The 16,882-nt window shown below is 58.8% G+C and carries 19 protein-coding genes; 11 read left to right on the top strand and 8 right to left on the bottom strand.

Going from position 1 to position 16,882, the window contains the following annotated elements; translation table 11 throughout:
- The coding region (locus OP495_RS14330) for a LysR family transcriptional regulator (protein ID WP_280570230.1) at window positions 1–958 on the top strand (958 nt) is incomplete at its 5' end.
- 114 nt (window positions 959–1,072) lie between these two features.
- Window positions 1,073–1,825 carry an SDR family oxidoreductase gene (locus OP495_RS14325; RefSeq protein ID WP_280570229.1) on the top strand — a complete coding sequence of 251 codons (753 nt, stop codon included), beginning with the start codon at window positions 1,073–1,075 and terminating at the stop codon, window positions 1,823–1,825.
- 52 nt (window positions 1,826–1,877) lie between these two features.
- On the opposite strand, the gene OP495_RS14320 is transcribed toward OP495_RS14325, so the two are convergent.
- The 3 genes from OP495_RS14320 to OP495_RS14310 form a co-directional block, all read right to left on the bottom strand.
- The gene (locus tag OP495_RS14320; RefSeq protein WP_280570227.1) at window positions 1,878–2,813 is read right to left on the bottom strand and encodes an aromatic alcohol reductase; all 936 of its coding nucleotides are present in this window, start codon (window positions 2,811–2,813) and stop codon (window positions 1,878–1,880) included.
- A gap of 546 nt (window positions 2,814–3,359) precedes the next feature.
- Window positions 3,360–3,809: a hypothetical protein gene (locus OP495_RS14315; RefSeq protein WP_280570225.1), complete on the bottom strand. Its 450-nt coding sequence runs from the start codon at window positions 3,807–3,809 to the stop codon at window positions 3,360–3,362.
- A gap of 170 nt (window positions 3,810–3,979) precedes the next feature.
- On the bottom strand, window positions 3,980–4,159 hold the full coding sequence (locus tag OP495_RS14310; RefSeq protein WP_280570224.1) for a hypothetical protein: 180 nt from the start codon (window positions 4,157–4,159) through the stop codon (window positions 3,980–3,982).
- A 255-nt stretch (window positions 4,160–4,414) separates the two neighbouring features.
- Here OP495_RS14310 and OP495_RS14305 point away from each other — a divergent pair, with 255 nt between their 5' ends.
- From OP495_RS14305 to ruvX, 4 genes are all read left to right on the top strand, one after another.
- A complete protein-coding gene (locus OP495_RS14305) occupies window positions 4,415–5,149 on the top strand; it encodes a S1-like domain-containing RNA-binding protein (RefSeq protein WP_280564850.1) in 735 nt (244 codons plus the stop codon).
- Window positions 5,150–5,227: 78 nt separating this feature from the next.
- A complete protein-coding gene (gene gshB / locus OP495_RS14300) occupies window positions 5,228–6,181 on the top strand; it encodes a glutathione synthase (protein ID WP_280564851.1) in 954 nt (317 codons plus the stop codon).
- A gap of 118 nt (window positions 6,182–6,299) precedes the next feature.
- Window positions 6,300–6,857: a YqgE/AlgH family protein gene (locus OP495_RS14295; protein ID WP_280564852.1), complete on the top strand. Its 558-nt coding sequence runs from the start codon at window positions 6,300–6,302 to the stop codon at window positions 6,855–6,857.
- Window positions 6,857–7,303 carry a Holliday junction resolvase RuvX gene (gene ruvX / locus OP495_RS14290; protein ID WP_280564853.1) on the top strand — a complete coding sequence of 149 codons (447 nt, stop codon included), beginning with the start codon at window positions 6,857–6,859 and terminating at the stop codon, window positions 7,301–7,303. The genes OP495_RS14295 and ruvX overlap by 1 nt, the downstream gene beginning before the upstream one ends.
- A 32-nt stretch (window positions 7,304–7,335) precedes the next feature.
- Here the strand turns inward: ruvX and pyrB are convergent, their stop codons facing one another.
- Window positions 7,336–8,367: an aspartate carbamoyltransferase gene (gene pyrB / locus OP495_RS14285; RefSeq protein WP_280564854.1), complete on the bottom strand. Its 1,032-nt coding sequence runs from the start codon at window positions 8,365–8,367 to the stop codon at window positions 7,336–7,338.
- Between the two features lie 292 nt (window positions 8,368–8,659).
- Here pyrB and OP495_RS14280 point away from each other — a divergent pair, with 292 nt between their 5' ends.
- From OP495_RS14280 to OP495_RS14270, 3 genes are all read left to right on the top strand, one after another.
- Window positions 8,660–9,244, top strand: coding sequence for a TetR/AcrR family transcriptional regulator (locus tag OP495_RS14280; protein WP_280564711.1), 585 nt, complete (start codon window positions 8,660–8,662; stop codon window positions 9,242–9,244).
- A 70-nt stretch (window positions 9,245–9,314) separates the two neighbouring features.
- A complete protein-coding gene (locus OP495_RS14275; RefSeq protein ID WP_280564713.1) occupies window positions 9,315–10,709 on the top strand; it encodes a sodium:solute symporter family protein in 1,395 nt (464 codons plus the stop codon).
- Window positions 10,710–10,719: 10 nt separating this feature from the next.
- On the top strand, window positions 10,720–11,934 hold the full coding sequence (locus OP495_RS14270) for an amidohydrolase family protein (RefSeq protein ID WP_280570222.1): 1,215 nt from the start codon (window positions 10,720–10,722) through the stop codon (window positions 11,932–11,934).
- Between the two features lie 114 nt (window positions 11,935–12,048).
- On the opposite strand, the gene OP495_RS14265 is transcribed toward OP495_RS14270, so the two are convergent.
- Both OP495_RS14265 and uraD read right to left on the bottom strand, forming a co-directional pair.
- Complete coding sequence (locus tag OP495_RS14265) at window positions 12,049–12,879, bottom strand: IclR family transcriptional regulator C-terminal domain-containing protein (RefSeq protein WP_280570220.1); 831 nt, start codon at window positions 12,877–12,879, stop codon at window positions 12,049–12,051.
- Window positions 12,880–12,989: 110 nt separating this feature from the next.
- On the bottom strand, window positions 12,990–13,514 hold the full coding sequence (gene uraD / locus OP495_RS14260; RefSeq protein WP_280570217.1) for a 2-oxo-4-hydroxy-4-carboxy-5-ureidoimidazoline decarboxylase: 525 nt from the start codon (window positions 13,512–13,514) through the stop codon (window positions 12,990–12,992).
- Between the two features lie 128 nt (window positions 13,515–13,642).
- Between uraD and uraH the strand changes: the two genes are divergently transcribed.
- A complete protein-coding gene (gene uraH / locus OP495_RS14255) occupies window positions 13,643–13,999 on the top strand; it encodes a hydroxyisourate hydrolase (RefSeq protein ID WP_280570214.1) in 357 nt (118 codons plus the stop codon).
- A 50-nt stretch (window positions 14,000–14,049) separates the two neighbouring features.
- On the top strand, window positions 14,050–14,793 hold the full coding sequence (locus OP495_RS14250) for a GntR family transcriptional regulator (protein WP_280570212.1): 744 nt from the start codon (window positions 14,050–14,052) through the stop codon (window positions 14,791–14,793).
- A gap of 40 nt (window positions 14,794–14,833) precedes the next feature.
- Here OP495_RS14250 and OP495_RS14245 read toward each other — a convergent pair whose 3' ends face one another.
- A complete protein-coding gene (locus OP495_RS14245; RefSeq protein ID WP_280570210.1) occupies window positions 14,834–16,288 on the bottom strand; it encodes an NCS1 family nucleobase:cation symporter-1 in 1,455 nt (484 codons plus the stop codon).
- Window positions 16,289–16,330: 42 nt separating this feature from the next.
- Window positions 16,331–16,882 (bottom strand): cytosine permease (locus OP495_RS14240; protein WP_280570207.1); only part of this gene is annotated, 552 nt, incomplete at its 5' end.

Raw genomic sequence — 16,882 nt, 5'->3', positions numbered from 1 at the left:
AACGACCCTTATCCTTTATGTATCATTGCCCGGTGTGAGAGCTACCGATATGCGTGGATCTGAATTCGCTGAGCTGCAAAGCTTCATGGCGATCGTGGAGCATGGCAGTTTCGTGCGGGCTGCAGAGTCTTTGAATGTGACGGCTTCGGCGCTAAGCCAGAGCATGAAAGCGCTGGAAACCCGCATGCGTGTTCAGCTCCTGCACCGGACGACGCGACGCGTCCACCTGACGGAAGCTGGCGGGCACTTAGCCGCTCGTTTGCAACCAGCGCTGGATGAAGTGTCGGCGGCAGTGGCTGATACGTCACAACTCGCCACTCGACCCCGTGGACGGATTAAAGTGCACGCCATGCGACTCGGGTCACGGCTCTATCTTGAGCCGTACCTGCCTGCCTTCCTCGAGGCGTTCCCCGACATTCGCGTTGACGTCACGCTTGATGACGCCTCTCTGGATATCGTCCAGCAGGGCTACGATGTCTCGATCCGTCTTGGAGAAATGCTCGATCAGGATTTCGTGGGGCTGCCGTTGGGGCCGTGCATTCGGCAGATCGCTGCGGCGTCACCGGCCTATCTGAACAACTTCGGTTATCCGGAAGTCCCTGCCGATCTGGGCAAGCATCGGTGCATCACCTGGCGGTGGCCGGGCCAGCTCGGCAGTTATCAGTGGGAGTTTTTCAAAGATGGTCAGTGGCAGAAGGTGTCGCTGGATGGCGTCCTATCGTTCAATGACCAGCGCATCGCTTTGGAGGCGGCGGTAAGGGGTGCCGGCGTCGCTTTTTGGGCGGAAGATCAGATCCAGCCCTATGTCGATCGTGGCGAGCTCGTACCGCTGTTGACTGACTGGAGTGCGCCCTTTGCAGGGTTTTATCTCTGCTTTCCTAAGCAACATCAACACTCGGCAGTGATGCGAGCCTTCATCGACTTTTTGAAGCAGAGGGTGTCCGTCAGCCTTGATTGATTATTCCCACTAAATAGTCCTTTCAGTTAAGTCGCGATTATTTAGCTTTTTGGAGTCCTTATTATTCCCTCGTGCCGTCGCCGACGGCGAATGCCTATGACCTAGAGGGAAACCATGAGTGATTTGAATCGAGAATTTGAAGGTCGAGTGGCGATCGTGACAGGCGCTGCAGGTGGTGTCGGTGGTGCCGTGGCCAAGTTGTTGGCGGACCGCGGGGCCAGTGTGGTGGCTGAAGACGTGAAAGCCGAAGTCGAAGAACTCGAAGCGTATTCTGATCGTATCGTGACGCTGACCGGCGACTTGGCAGAGGAGGCAACCGCGACTCGGGCCGTTGATCTGGCGCTGAAGCATTTTGGCAGTCTGGATATTTTGATTAACAATGCGGCTCATATCATGTTCAAGAGCGTGGCAGACATGTCGCTCGAAGACTGGGACTCCATACTCAACGTTAACTTGCGAGGAACCTTCCTCCATTCACGCGAGGCGATGAAGGCCATGACTGACGCCAAGCATGGCAGCATCGTGAATGTGGGCTCTTACGCCTGTCATGTCGCGTTCCCGACGATTGGCGCTTATGCCGCAGCTAAGGGGGCGATTGCTCAGTTAACACGTGTGTTGGCACTGGAAGGCGCCGAGCATGGTATTAGAGCCAATGTGGTAGCGCCCGGCGATATCGAGACAGGCATTCTGGACGGTATTGTGCCTGATGGGCGTAATTTCCTGGCGGAGCATGGTGAGAGTTCACCGATCGGTCGCGCCGCCCAGCCTGAAGAGATCGCGGAGGTCATCGCCTTTGCTGCCTGCGATAGGGCCAGTTACATGACGGGTTCCATCGTGATGGCGGATGGCGGCTATACCTCCGTGTAACCCACCGTTGTTTGACGCGTGCGCCGCCAGTGTTACTGGCGGCGCTATTGACTCATGAGCATTTCAGATGGCGCTGAACCCAAGTGGCAACGTCGACTGTCTCGATGCCTTGTCGATGATTGAACGTCGTCTCCTTGGGCCAGGCGACGCCAACGCCGGCAGCGAACACCGCCTGATATTTCAGCAAGCCGTTATCGGGATCTGATTCCAGGGCCTTGCTGAGGTGAGAGATCGTCCACTCATCTCGCTCGAAAGGTCGTCCGAGTATGCGCTCAAGCTCATTGGCGAGCTCGCCATAACTGATAGTATCTCCGGCAACGAATACGGTGTCGTTGACGACGCGAGGCTCGTGTAACAGGATCGCCGCCGTTAATCGGCCGATATCTTCCGGTGTGGTGACAGTGACCCGATTGTCCAGGTTCCCCAGGGCGTGAACGACATCCCTCTCGAAATCGACGACTCCGAAATTTGGTTCGAACAGGAAGCTGGTGAACATTCCCGTTGCCACTATAAGCCACTCGGTGTCGCGTTGAGCGCGAAGCAGGTCGCGAACATCGAGCTGCTCATCGAAAACGTCTTGTGCACTGCCGCGCCCGATCGTGTCGTAGTCGACCCCAAACTGCCATGGTACATACCGTTTGACCCCCGCTTGGAGCGCGGCTCGGGTGATTTTGGTCTGAGTTCCTTGGCCAGCCGAGAAACCGATGCAGGAAATGACCGTGTCGTAGGGGGCTAGAAGTGCGGCAAGCGCGTTCTCGTCAGCGGCCACAACATCTCCTTCGGCGACCTCAATGCCTATCTCCTTTAGCTTGTTGGTCGCTCGTTTTTTGGCGGGATCCGATGAGCCTGCTGTAGCGGGTCTCAGCAGCACACTGATGCGCGTATCTGGCGTTGTTTGGGCTTGCCCGGCCAAGTAGCGGAGAACCTCAGCACCAAGCTCCCCAGCACCTAATACTAGTATGGATTCTGTTCTATCACGCTGTCTCATGTTGCCTCCAATGATTGACTGATTGGGTTAAGGCAGCGGATGTTGTCACGCATGAATTAGCGACATAAGTAGGTACACAAGTGATACCGCAAGACACTGATGAACTTCTCAGACGCTCCCGGGCGCTCTGCGACGCCATGGCAGAAGAAGACGATTAGCTGAAGAGGGAGGTGCTCGCTCACGCGGGTAACCGTTGGGCTTTTGGCGTCGTTCACTCGCTCAAGGAAGGCGGACGGCTGAGACACGCAGAGATTCGACGGCGGCTTGGAGACGTCACCCAGCGAATGTTGACAAGAACGCTACGACAACTTGAGCGGGATGGGTTGATACTACGTCACGACCATGAAGAAATGCCGCCGCGTGTCGATTATGAGCTGACATCCCTGGGTGAAGAATTCTTACTCCAAATCATCCCGATGTGGCTCTGGATCTTCGAACATTCTGAAGACTTCCGCAGCGCCCGAGACACGTATTCGAACATCACGTCGTGAGGCGAAATAACCGGTTGTCCTGAAAAGATACCGAGTAGGTTGGTACCATGTTCACTCAAGTGAATTCAACGACTTCTAGAGGGAGGTCGACGTCCAACTGGCCAGGCATTCGGTGGAAATCGTCAACGGAGTAACGTTCATCTTCGGTTACCAGTGTTTTTAAAAGTCCGCTTCCAGTAGTGCCTTCACCAAGGCTGGCAACGATATTTTCGGCAGGGTCCAGGAAATGGCATTGGGGGCGTGCGCGTTCAAAAAAAGGCTTCAGCCAGGGTAGGTGTGTGCTTGAGAGCGTTAGCACATCTATTGCAGGTGCTTTTTGGAATACGTCCTCGACGAACGCTTGTACCTTCGCCTGGGTATGCGCGGGGTCGAAAAGAAAAGTACCACTCTCGACGAGCTCTACCATGCTTAAGGCATCAATCAGCGCAACATCCTCGACACGAGTGCTGTTATCACTGACGAAGTGCCTCAGCATTTCACTTTCGACGAGCGCGCGTACGCCCATGATGCCCACTTCAGCGCTTGGAGAGCGCGAAATCGCTTCTTTTAGCGGAGGGAAGACACCGAATAGGGGGTTGGAGTTATGGGGCGGATAGCTTCCAGCACCGTGATGGAAGGTGCATTAGACGCTACGACGGTTGCGGAGGGATTAAATCCCTCAAGAAAACGTAGCGTCTAATGCATGATCAGCGAAAGTGCATCAGGAGATTTGTCGCCATAAGGAAAACTAGCACGGTCTGCTAAATAGATGATGTCTTGGTTCGGCAATTGCCTGTGTATCTCGGCAACAATGGCATAGCTGCCGATCCCTGCATCGAAAACCGCTATGGGGTGGTTGAGTGTATTGGGTGTCATGGCCTTACCCTACTTTAATAATTATTAATTTAATTAAAATATAATATGGCATAGGCTAGCTACCTAGCCAGCATATTTGTAGCGCCAAGCTTGGGTCCGGTGCCTGAGCTCATATCGCTCTAGAGTTTGCCTTCTTTCATGCGACAGGCCTTACCTCCGATCCCCTGATTTATACGCCAAACCCCGCCACGTCCTTTGCTCGCGCCGCCTGGCGGCGTCATAATGAGGACATATCTCTCGTTAGTGGCCGCTATCATGTCCCGTCCCCAAGATCCGACTCCACGTTCATTCGCCACCGGGCAGCGTTCGTCGCGGACAGCGCGATCGCCCCTGGCGCGCATTGGCGAGGTGGCGTATCTCAAGGTCGTGGCGGTCAATACGACCGGTGCCTTTCTCGATTGGGGCCAGCCCAAGGATGTATTGCTGCCGTTCGCCGAGCAGCACTTTCGTCCCGAGGTCGGCAAGCGGGTGTTGGTGATGCTCTACGAAGACGCTCAGGGCCGGCCGGTGGCGTCGATGCGTCTGGATCGTTTCCTGGCTGATGAGGCACCTGGGATGACGCCCGGCGATCGTGTCGCTCTGGTGATCGCCGAGCGTACCGATCTGGGTTTCAAGGCGGTGGTCGATCACCGCTATTGGGGCTTGCTGTATGCCGATGACATCATTCACCCGCCTCGGCGCGGCCAACGGTTGACCGGTTATATCAAGCGCGTGCGCGAAGATGGGCGCCTCGATCTGGCCATGCTGCCGCCCGGTGAGGCGGGGCTCGATGTGGTCGGTGACAAGGTGCTGGAGCTGCTGCGCTGCCATGGCGGATACGTCGCGCTGGGCGACAAGACGCCTGCCGCTGAGATCAAGGCACGCATGGGCGTCAGCAAAAGTGCTTTCAAGCAGGCGGTGGGGCGGCTCTACAAGAGGCGGTTGATCACCATCGAGGAAGACGGCATCCGCCTGACGCGCGAGGCGATAGACGCCTATCAGTCGAGCTGACGCGCCGCTGGCGCCTTGGTCTTCCGCTGGTCGCTGCGGCATACTGCGCGCATTCATCTCTAGTCTGGAAGACCGATCATGAGCGAGCGCGCCTTGAAGCTTGGCGTGGTGATGGACCCCATCGCCGATATCGCCTACAAGAAAGACACCACCCTGGCCATGCTGTGGGCCGCTCAGGAACGCGGCTGGTCGCTTTATTATCTCGAGCCGGAAGATCTGTATCTGGAAGGCGGGCGCGCCATGGGCCGCATGCGCGCGCTGGAGGCGTATCGTGACTCTGAGGCGTGGTATCGGCTCGAAGCGGTGCAGGCCGCGCCGCTGGCGGAGCTCGACGTCATCCTGATGCGCCAGGACCCGCCGGTGGATGACCACTTCCTCAACGCTGTGCATCTGCTGGGCTTCGCCGAGCGCGAGGGCGTGCTGGTGGTCAACCCGACTCAGGCGCTGTTGACCAGCAACGAGAAACTCTTCGCCCAGCAGTTCCCGCACTGCATTCCGCCCTCCGTGGTTTCGTGCCACGATGCTGTCCTGCGCGACTTTCATGCCCAGCACGGCGATGTGATCTTCAAGCCGCTGGATGGCATGGGCGGTAGCGGCATCTTTCATATCACGCCGGAGGGGCGCAACCTGGGCTCGGTCATCGAGCAGCTCACCGAGCGTGGCACACGTCAAATCATGGCGCAGCGTTATCTGCCTGAGATAAAGGCTGGCGATATGCGCATCCTGCTGATCGACGGCGAGCCCGTCCCCTATGGCCTGGCGCGCATTCCCAGCGCCGGCGAAACGCGTGGCAACCTGGCGGCCGGCGGGCGCGGCGAGGCTCGCGAGCTCACTGATCGCGATTACTGGCTCATCGAGCAGGTCAAACCGGCGATTCTCGACAAGGGCCTGATCTTCGTCGGGCTCGACGTGATCGGCGACTACATCACCGAAATTAACGTTACCAGTCCCACCTGCGTGCGCGAGATCGACGCCCAGCGCGGCACTGACATCGGTGGACTCTTGATGGACGCCATTGCCCGGCGCTTCTGAGCGCTGCTTGTCATCCCACGATGGCGAGGTTTGGCAAGGGCAATGATACAATCGCTGCGAAAAGCACCAATTTCGGCGTAAGCGAGAGGCGGGACGCGCCTCGACGCCTGGGAGGCTCATGCAAAGCTTGAAGCATCATTTTCTGTTGGCGATGCCGCACCTCGACGACCCTAACTTCAAGGGGACGTTGACCTACATTTGTGATCACGATGAAAACGGCACCATGGGCGTGGTTGTCAATCGCCCCATGGAGTTGACGCTCGACGCCCTGCTCGAGCAGCTTGAGCTGGATGCCTCGGAGTGCCCGCAGCGCGACTTGCCGGTTTACTATGGCGGGCCGGTCCACAAGGATCGCGGCTTCATTCTGCATCGTGGTTCGAACCTGCCTTGGGATTCCAGCCTACAAGTCGCTGAAGACCTTGCCCTGACGACCTCCATGGATATGCTCAAGGCCATCGCCGAGGGCCGGGGTCCAGAAGACTTCATCGTCTGCCTGGGCTGCACCGCCTGGCAGGCAGGTCAGCTCGAGGACGAGCTCAAGCAAAACACCTGGCTGACGGTGGAAGGCGACGCCTCGATCCTCTTCGATGTCCACTCGGAGCAGCGCCTGAACGCGGCGGCGGGTATCTTGGGTGTCGATCTGAACCTGATGACGCGCGAGGCGGGACATTCCTGATGGCCGAGGCAGGGCAGCGGCTGATACTGGCCTTCGATTATGGCACGCGGCGTATCGGCGTGGCGGTAGGCAACGAAATGCTAGGCAGTGCCACGGCGCTTGCCCCGCTGCCCGCACGCGATGGGATTCCCGAGTGGCAGCAGATCGGCCAATTGCTCAAAGAATGGCAACCGGATCTTTTGGTCGTAGGGCTGCCGCTCAACATGGATGGTACCGAGTCCGACATGAGCCAGCGCGCGCGCAAGTTCGGCAATCGCCTGCATGGGCGCTTCGGCAAGCTGGTGGAGATGTTCGACGAACGTGGCTCGACGCGCGCCGCCAAGCGTATCGCCCGCGACGCCGGGCATCGAGGCAACTACCGCGATGACGGTGTGGATGGCATCGCCGCGCAGTTGATCCTGCAAAGCTTCTTTGCCGACGACACCTTCCTGCAACGCATGCCTTGAATGCAGCACGTAGTGCCAGCATCCCTCCCATTTTATAGCGTGTGGTCGTCCACGCCATAGGCCGGCGGTACGAACCAGCGGACGTCCTGGGCATCACGCTCGATGTAATCCTCGACCTGCAGCAGATTGGCGAAGATCGCCATGCGCATGGGAATGCCGTTGTCGGCCTGGCGGAAGATGGCCAGGCGCGGATCGCCGTTGAGATCGACATTGAGGTCGTTGGCACCGGGGCGGCTGTCGCGCGGCAGAGGGTGCATGACGATAGTGGTCGGTGAGCAGCGCTGATCGAGGAAGGCGCGGTCGACGATGAAATCCTGGGACATCCCCGCGAAGACTTCCGACATCTCCTCGGTGAAGCGTTCCTTCTGGATGCGCGTGGTGTAGATCACGTCGAGATCGCTGAAGTCATTGGCCAGGCTTTCGCGTTGCTCGACGCGATGCCCGCGCGAGGTGACCAGGTCGATCAAATGACGCGGCATTTCCAGACCCGGCGGTGAGACCAGCGTGATGCGCAGCGGTCCGAACAGCGATAGCAGCTTGATCAGCGAATGCACGGTGCGGCCGTGCTTGAGATCGCCGGTGAGCAGGAAGTGCGCGCCTTCGAGGCGTTTGCCCAGGCGCGCGAATTCCTTCTCGATAGTGTACAGATCGAGCAGTGCCTGGCTGGGATGCTCGCCGGGGCCGTCGCCGCCGTTGATCACCGGCACCTGGGTGGCCTCGGCGAATTTCGCCACCGCGCCCTGGTCAGGATGGCGCAGCACGACGGCATCGACATAGCCGCCCATCACGCGGCTAGTGTCATAGAGGGACTCACCCTTGGCCATCGAGGAGAAGGTGAAACCAGTGGTGTCGCAGACGCTGCCGCCGAGCCGCGAGAACGCCGCGTGAAAGCTGATGCGGGTGCGCGTACTGGCTTCGAAGAATAGGTTGCCGAGCACTGCACCCTCGAGCACGCGGGTCACTTTGCGCCGCTGGGCGAAGGGCTCCATGCGGGCGGCGAGCTGCATCAGGTGCTCGACGTAATCGCGGGACAGGGAATCGACGGAAAGCAGGTGGGAACTCATCGGTAAGCCTCGCAAGTGGCGCAGTTGGTCGCTGCGCGTAGTGTACGCATACGCGCCGTTGGCTTCATCCGCTGCTTGCGTCGATCGGTGCGCTTGGCTTGGATCGTGTCGATTTCTATAGCGATGTAGACCCCTATGCCCCTAAAAATCAGTCATTTAGATGTCATGACTCTAAGTGTGAGCTATTAATCGATAGCTGAGAAAATAAAACCGACTTGACGGTTTGTTTTTTAGATGCCAAAACAGGATGCATCTTTACAATTAAGAAGTATCGGCGTAAGCGATAGGCACCATGAAATGGCAGCAACAGAAAAGCCTGGAGACCCAGCAGAAATTACTGAGTGCAGCACTGGCGTGTCTTGAGCGTGACGGTTTCCATAACTTTCGGCTAGATCGCGTCGCCAGTGAGGCCAATGTCTCGAAAGGTGCTTTGACGCACCATTTTTCCAATAAGGACGACTTGTTGGCTCATGCCATCGAGAAGGTGCTGGCTGAATTCGTCGGCGTACTTGCTCACAGTGTTGATGAGGTTCATGCCGGTCGCCTCACCTTGGATGGCTTTCTCGATCTCATGTGGCTCCATATGAGTGATCAGCTCTATATGGTCACGCTTGAAATTGCCTTGAAAGCACGCCACGAGCCGAGCTTCAAAACGTTGTTGACCCCTCAGGTGCAAAACTTTCACGAACGCATCGATGCCATCTGGCAACAGTTATTCCCCCGTCTTCCTGCCGAACGGGCCACGCATTTAATGAACCTCTCCATGAACCTACTTCGTGGTATGGGAACACAGAGTGTGTTTCGCAAAGATGCACAATATTTCAACGATTTATTGAACGAATGGAAGGCCATCTTAAAGCAGCAAGTCGCTTCCTGAGCGCGGTGGGAATACATCGCTTGGGCGTGTTAATTCATCTCGACAACAATCTCAATAGGAAATCGAACCCATGCATGCAACAATTTTGATTGTTTACTTGATCTCAATGGTTCTGGTGGGCGTTTACTTTGCCAAACGTAAGGTCCGCGATGACGCAGATTTTCTTGTGGCAGGGCGTTCCTTGCCTTTCTTCGTCGTTACGGGGACGCTGCTTGCCACTTTTGTTGGCTCTGGCTCGGTGATTGGCGGTGCCAGCTTTGTCTTTCAGAACGGACCGGGCGCCGCAATTTTCTTCTTCGCCGGTACACCCATCGGCGCTTTTATCATGTACTGGTTTCTTGCCAGACGTATCCGTGATTCCGAAGCGACTACCATCCCTGAATTGATTGAAAGCCGTTATGGCACGAAGGCACGTACGGTCGCTTCATTGATCATCCTATTGGCCTATATCGGCATTGTCTCCTACCAGTTCCTGGGCGGTGGCTACGCCCTTAATATCGCCTTCGGCCTGCCCACCTGGCAGGGAACCTTGATCTCGGCCGGGGTCATTACGCTGCTCGCCACACTGGGTGGACTGGTTTCAGTGGCCTACACTGACTTCATCAGCGCGATCATCATTTTTGTCAGCATGCTGATAGGCGTACCGATTATCTTGAGCGAACTGGGTGGATTCTCGGGTATGCTGGCGGCTTTACCTAGTGAGCAGCGTTCATTCACTGGTGGGTTAAACGTTGGTCAGGCTATTAGCTATTTTCTTCCTCTTTTTCTTCTGCTTTTAGGAGATCAGAACCTTTTCCAGCGGTTTGCTGCGGCTACCGATTCGACCACGGCACGTCGCTCGGCAATGGGGTTCATGATCACGGGATTTATCAGCATTGTGTTGATTGTGCTGTTGGTAAGTAGCACCCACGTATTGTTTCCTGATATCAACCCAGATACCGCCATGTTGGTCATGGCTCAGAAAGGACTTCCAGGAATTTTAGGGGCACTACTACTGTCCTCGGTCGTGTCTCTCATCCTGACGACTGGTAATTCGTACCTGCTTTCTTCCTCGGCCAATCTGACTCAGGATATCGTTACTGGGCTATTCAACGTCTCCATTCCGACGGCGAAACGGTTAGCCTTCAACCGCATCAGCGTCGCCTCTCTCGGGATCATCGCCTATGTGTTGGGTGCGTTTTTCCCTAGCGTACTCGCTATACAGATGTATTCGTATGGGATGTACGGAGCGGCTATTACGCCTGCTTTTCTTGCAGCATTACTCTGGAAGCGCGCCACGCCTCTGGGGGGATTGATCGGCATGATCACTGGTGGTGTTGTTACGCTGGTCTGGGAAATTGGGCTGGATAAACCCCTCGGATGGAACAGCGTATTGGTCGCCATGCCACTGGCTACGATCATGCTCATTATCGTCAGTTTGCTAACACGCCCCGCACCAAGCCACGCACAAACGACTCGAGAATAAGGAGTCCTGCATGCTGATTATCAAGCATTGCCGTCTTTTCGATGGCCTCAACGATACCGTCAAGGACAACCAGAGCGTTGTGATCGAAGACGGACGTATCCACTACATTGTCGACGGTGTGGAGACGTCACAACACGCCGAGGTCATCGATGCGGCTGGGGCGACATTGACCCCGGGATTGATCGATGCTCATGTCCACGTACTTGCCGCGTCGGCGAGTCTCAAGCAGGTTGACTTCATGGCACCTTCTTATGTCTCGCAGTTCGCGCATCATTCGCTACGCGCCATGCTAAGGCGGGGCTTTACTAGCGTCAGGGATGCCGCAGGAGCCGACTACGGGCTGGCTCAGGCTGTTGAAGAAGGCCTGATCGACGGTCCTCGCCTCTTCTACTGCGGCAAGGCCTTGAGCCAGACCGGTGGGCATGGCGACTGGACGCCTTTCGAGGGCGGATGTCTCTGCGGTTGCGGTGCCTCAACAAGCATTTCCCGCATTGCCGATGGCGTCGAGAATGTGCAGCATGCCGCTCGCGATGAACTGCGCAGAGGGGCCAACCATATCAAGATCATGGCTGGCGGCGGTGTTGCTTCGCCCTCCGATCCGATCGACGTACTGCAATACACGGAAGATGAGATTCGGGCAATTGTCTGGGAAGCCAAGGCATGGGGCAAGTATTGCCTGGCACACGCCTATATTCCTGAAGCCGTCTCTCGCTGCTTGGAGTATGGTGTCCGCTCGATTGAGCACGCCAATCTCATCGATCGACCGGCTTGTGAGTTGGCTAAGCAGCGTGAGGCGTTCATCGTGCCTACTGTCAGCACTTATGAAGCGTTGGCCAAACATGGCAAGGCGATGGGCTTTCCGGCGGTAAGCTGCGCGAAGGTAGAAGATGTTCGTCAGCAAGGCTTAGATGCGCTGGACCTGCTCCATGATACCGGTGTCCAGGTGGGCTTTGGCAGCGACCTGCTTGGTGACATGCAACGCTACCAGATGCGGGAATTCATGTTGCGCGGGGAAACGTTCTCTCCCGTCGAGGTGCTTAAGCAAGCCACGTCGGTCAATGCCCGCTTGCTCGAGCGAGAAGGAGATGTCGGCGTGATACGTCCCGGTGCCTTGGCAGACCTGGCGCTGTGGGAAGGTAATCCCGATGAAAACCTGGGTGTGCTCGAATATCCGGAAAAGACACTCAAGGCCGTTTTCAAGGAAGGGCGCCGCGTGTCTTTATGATGCTGTCGCCCAGTCGGTGGGGGTTTCAAGTCCTCTCCGCCTGGGCTGCGGCGTTCTACATGAACGGCCAGGCACTGCATCTCAACGGCGGTGTGATCCTCAATATCTAAGTTTTCAGACGAACTCCTGTGGCAACCGCCCACCTAATTGCGCTGTGATCTCGCGAGCGGCGCGGCTGACCAGGCCGCCGAGTTCGACGAGGCGTGCTTCGGGAATGCGTGCGGCGGGGCCGGAGACCGAGATGGCGGCGAGCGGCAGGCCGTTTTCGTCGTGCAGCGTCGCCGCCACGCAGTTGAGGCCGATGGCGTGTTCCTCGCGGTCGCATGCATAGCCCTGACGGCGGATCTCGCCGAGGGCGTCGCGCAGGCGGGCCGGGGTGTCGAGGGTGTTGGGCGTGACCTTGTCGAGTCCGCGCGTGTGGAGGATGCGCTCGACCTCGTCGCGCGGTAGCCAGGCGAGCAGGGCCTTGCCGACGCCCGAGGCATGCAGCGGGGCGCGCGACCCTAGCCGGGTGATCATGCGCATCATCTGCGGTGACTCGCTCTGCGCAAGGAACACCGCCATGCCCTGATCCCGGATGCCCAGGTTGGCGGTTTCCTCGGTCTCCGCCGTTAATTGATGCAGGAAGGGCCGGGCGGTGGCGACGAAGTCGCGCGCCTCAAGGAAGGCATTGCCCACGCGGAACGTCTTGGCGTCGATGTGCCATACGCCCATTTCCGCATCCTGGGCGATGAAGCCCTGCTGATGCAGTGCTTGCAGCAAGCGGTGCGTGGTCGACGGCGCCAGGCCGACGACCTGGGCGATATCGGAAAGAGCCAGTCCTCCGGGCGCGGCGGCGAGGCCCTCGAGAATACTCAGGCCCCGCACCAACGATTGACTGTGGCCGCTGGTAGCTTTGCCGTTGCCAGCGGGGCGTCCGACCGACTTGCGTTTGCTTTCCGTCACGCCTGGCTCTCTCTCATGGAACATTCATGGAAAATTCTTCCATGAATTTCGAAGTCTCGCCAGCCCACCAAAGGTGCACGTCTTGACTTACCACAGACGCACGCCTGAACTCAGGCGGTATGGGCGTCCAAGCGTAGCTGGGCGATACGATGGATTTGCGCGATGGCAGTGTGGCGTTCCTCGTCGGGCGTATGCGTGAGACGGACCTCGAAGGCGTCGAGAATCTCACGGCGATGGTAGCCTTTGACGGCCATGACGAAGGGAAAACCGAAACGCGTCTTGTAGGCGGCATTCAAACGCTCGAAGCGCGCGAGTTCCTCCGGCGAGCACTGATCGAGCCCCGCGCCGGCCTGTTCGTGGCTCGAGGCATCGGTCAGGCCACCATCCAGCGCGACCTTGCCGGCCAGGTCGGGATGCGCACGAATGACTCTGAGTTGATCCTCCGGCGACGCTGCGTCGAGCACGGTAGCCATCGCCCCGGCGAGCTCTGCGGGGCTGTCGTGGTGGGCTTCGATGCCAGCGTCCCATACCGCTTCGGCAATCCATGGTGAATGTTCGTAAATACCGCCGTACGCTTCCACGAAGGTTGAGCGGTCGAGCGTCGTGGGGCGTGGCGAGAGCAAGGGTTGGCGCATGCACGACTCCTGATGCTATGTTATTCGAAGTTGTTGTATACAAAATCAGGGTAAGGGGTGAGTACGCAAGCGTCCATCCCGCCATGTTGCCCGCTCTTCCGTGCCATGCCGATCTGCAAGGAGCCATCATGGGTTATCTCACCACGCACGTTCTGGATACCGCGCGGGGCTGTCCCGCCAATGGCCTGCGCCTGACGCTTTACCGGCTCGAGGCTGACGTCCGCCAGACGCTGGGTGAGTTCGTGACCAACGACGATGGCCGCTGCGAGGGTCCGCTTCTCGAAGGCGAGGCCTTTCGCGTCGGCGAATACGAGCTGGTCTTCCAGGCCGGCGCGTATCTTGATCGCCAGGAGCATGCCGCCGCGTCCGGTCCGCGTTTTCTGGATAGCATCCCGATACGTTTCGGCATCGACGACGCGGACACTCACTACCATGTACCGCTTTTGTTATCGCCGTTTGGTTATTCCACCTACCGTGGTAGCTGAGCCGTGGCGGGCAATGCGATGATCAGCGCAAACGCATTCGGGAGCCGTGAATGAGCGAGTCACGTCAGGCGCATGCCGCCAGGAAAACGCGTCGTAACGAGGGCAAGGCCGGCGACGGTGCGCAGCGTCATGATGCCATCTACCGCGCGATCAGCGACGCCATCATCGAACACCGTCTGCAACCCGGTGCGCGTCTGCGCGAGGATGCCTTGTCGGAAGTGTTCGGCGTGAGCCGTACCGGTATTCGCAAGATCCTGCAACGCCTGGCGCTGGAGCATCTCGTCACCCTGACGCCACGCCGTGGCGCGAGTGTCTCCCGGCCCACCGCCGAGGAGGCACGCGATGTCTTCGCCGCGCGCCAACTGGTGGAATGCGAACTGATGGCACAGATCGCTTCGCGCGTCACCGAAAACGATCTCAAGTCGCTGCGCGACTGCGCCAACCGCGAGCGCCAGGCACTCAAGGCCGGTAAGCAGAGCGAAGCGATCAAGCTTTCGGCAGCCTTTCATAACCAACTGGCCGAGTTGGCGGGTAACGCCACGCTCAGCGAGTTCGTTGGCCGCCTGTGTTCACGTTCGTCGCTGATCCTCGCCGTCTACGGCAACACCGGCCACCTCGGCTGTGAGTCCCACGATCACGATGAACTGATCCGACACCTGGAAAGCGGCAACGCCGAGCGCGCCCGCGCCTTCATGCAGCGCCACCTCAAGGCCATCGAAGCCTCGCTCTCCATCGCCGAGGCCCCCGAAGAAACGCCGGATCTGTACGCTATCTTCGGCGGCACCCCGGCGTAAGCCCCTGTCGTCTCGACGGGGGCTTCGTAGCGGCGTTTGCTTAGTGCGTCGCCTCGGTAGGCGTCGAGACCTGTCCGCGCATCAGCACGTAGTAGCACGCGCCGCCCAGGCCGGCGCCGAGTAGCCATGCGAAGCCTTCCAGTGCAGCGAGGGCCGGCACCCATACCGAGGCTAGCGAGAACAGCGCGCCGATGGCGAAGGCCACCAGGCCGCGACGGTTCCAGCCGTTGGTATAGTAATAGGGACTGTCGGGTGCCGCCGAGAACAACGCTTGCACGTCCAGTTGGCCACGGCGGATGACGTAGTAGTCGATCACGATGATGCCGTAGAACGGGGCGATGACGGCACCGATGGCGTTGACGAAGCCGGGAATGCCGATCTGGCTGATCACGCTGACCCACAAGGCCCCGATGAAGAAGGCGATGATCGCCGTGATCAGGCCGCCGAGACGGAAACTGATGCGCCGCGGGAACAGATTGGCGAGGTCATAGGCGGGTGGAATGAAGTTGGCCACCAGGTTGATGCCCACCGTCGCGGCGAAGAAAGTCAGCGCGGCGACGATCGTCAGCGGCAGGCTATCGACGCGTCCGACGATGTCCGAGGGGTTGGTCAGCGCCTCGCCGAACAGCGCCAAAGTGCCGGCGGTGATGATCAACGCGATGAACGAGAAGACCGCCACGTTGAGCGGCAGCCCGAGCCAGTTGCCGAGCCGCATGGCGCGCTCGTTCTTCACGAAGCGTGCGAAGTCGCCGAAGTTGATCACCACAGCGGCGAAGTACGCGATCATGGTGCCGAGTACGGTGAAGAAGGCGCCGACGGCGCTACCGGCAGCGTCGCTGCTGCCGCTGAAGATGTTGCCAATGGCTGGTAGTAGCGAGGCGCCGGCCTGCCACCAGACCACGCCCATCAACAGCACCATGACCGCGTAGACCAGTGGCCCTGCCCAATTCAGGAAGCGCTTGATGCGCTCGATCCCCGCCCAGAACATCGTCAGCTGAAAGACCCAGACGATGGCGAAGGCCAGCCAGGCCACGCTCGATAGCCCCAGGAACTGGCCGCTTTCCGGTACGCCCAGCGCGGTCAGCAAGAGCGTGACAGCGGTGGAGGCGAAGTAGGTCTGCACGCCGTACCAGAATATGCCGATCACCGCGCGTAGCATCGCCGGCAGGTTGGCGCCGTGCACGCCGAGGCTGGCGCGTACTACCACCGGAAAGGGAATGCCGTATTTGACGCTGGGCCGCCCGGTCAGGTTGACCAGCACCATGACCACCAGACCGGCGAGAATGATGGCGGCCATCACTGCCCATCCGTTGAGGCCGTAACTCAGAAACAGCGAGGCGGCCAGGGTATAGCCGAACAGGCTCTGGATGTCGTTGGCCCAGACATTGAAGATTTCGAAGGCGCCCCAGCGTCGCTGATGATAGGGCAGCGGCGCCAGGTCGGTGTTGTAGAGACTCGTGTCGGGCGCCGTGAGGCGCAGATCGTTATCGTTCATGGTGGCGCTCTATGTCGGGATGCAGATGCGTGGAAGACGATGTCATTGGCAAAAGCGTTGGCAGGCCGGCCAGTAGCGCATCATCAGGTAATACGCCAGACCGGCGGGCACGAGACTCGCGTACCACGAGATCGCCGAGACATTGAACGCCACCAGCGCCCCGATCAGCGTGGCGATGAAGGCGGCGTAATTGATGCCGCGATAGGGGCCCTGCGTGTCATAGAGTTTGTCGATATCCAGCGTGCGCCGGCGGATGAGGTAATAGTCCACCGCCATGATCGCGAAGATCGGGCCCAGGAACGCCGAGTAGGTCTGCACGAATAGTTGCAGCCCGGCGGCGGAGTCGTCCTTGACCAGCTCCCAGGGGAAAGTGGCGAAGGCCAGCAACCCGACGATCACCGTGGCGCTACGGAACTTCAGCTTGAACATATCCATCAGCACATAGGTCGGCGGCACCACGTTGTTGAGCACGTTGGTAGTGACCTGGGCGAAGGCGATGAACAGCAGGGTGGTGATCAGAAGCGGCGGGTTGTCGACGGCATTGGCGAAGACATCGATGGGATCGGCGACGCCGGTGGCGCCGGAGACCATCAG

It is taken from the genome of Chromohalobacter sp. 296-RDG, assembly GCF_029889885.1.
Taxonomy (GTDB): domain Bacteria; phylum Pseudomonadota; class Gammaproteobacteria; order Pseudomonadales; family Halomonadaceae; genus Chromohalobacter.
The sequence above is the reverse complement of the archived record's forward strand: the minus strand, read 5'-3'. Positions and strand labels throughout refer to the sequence as shown.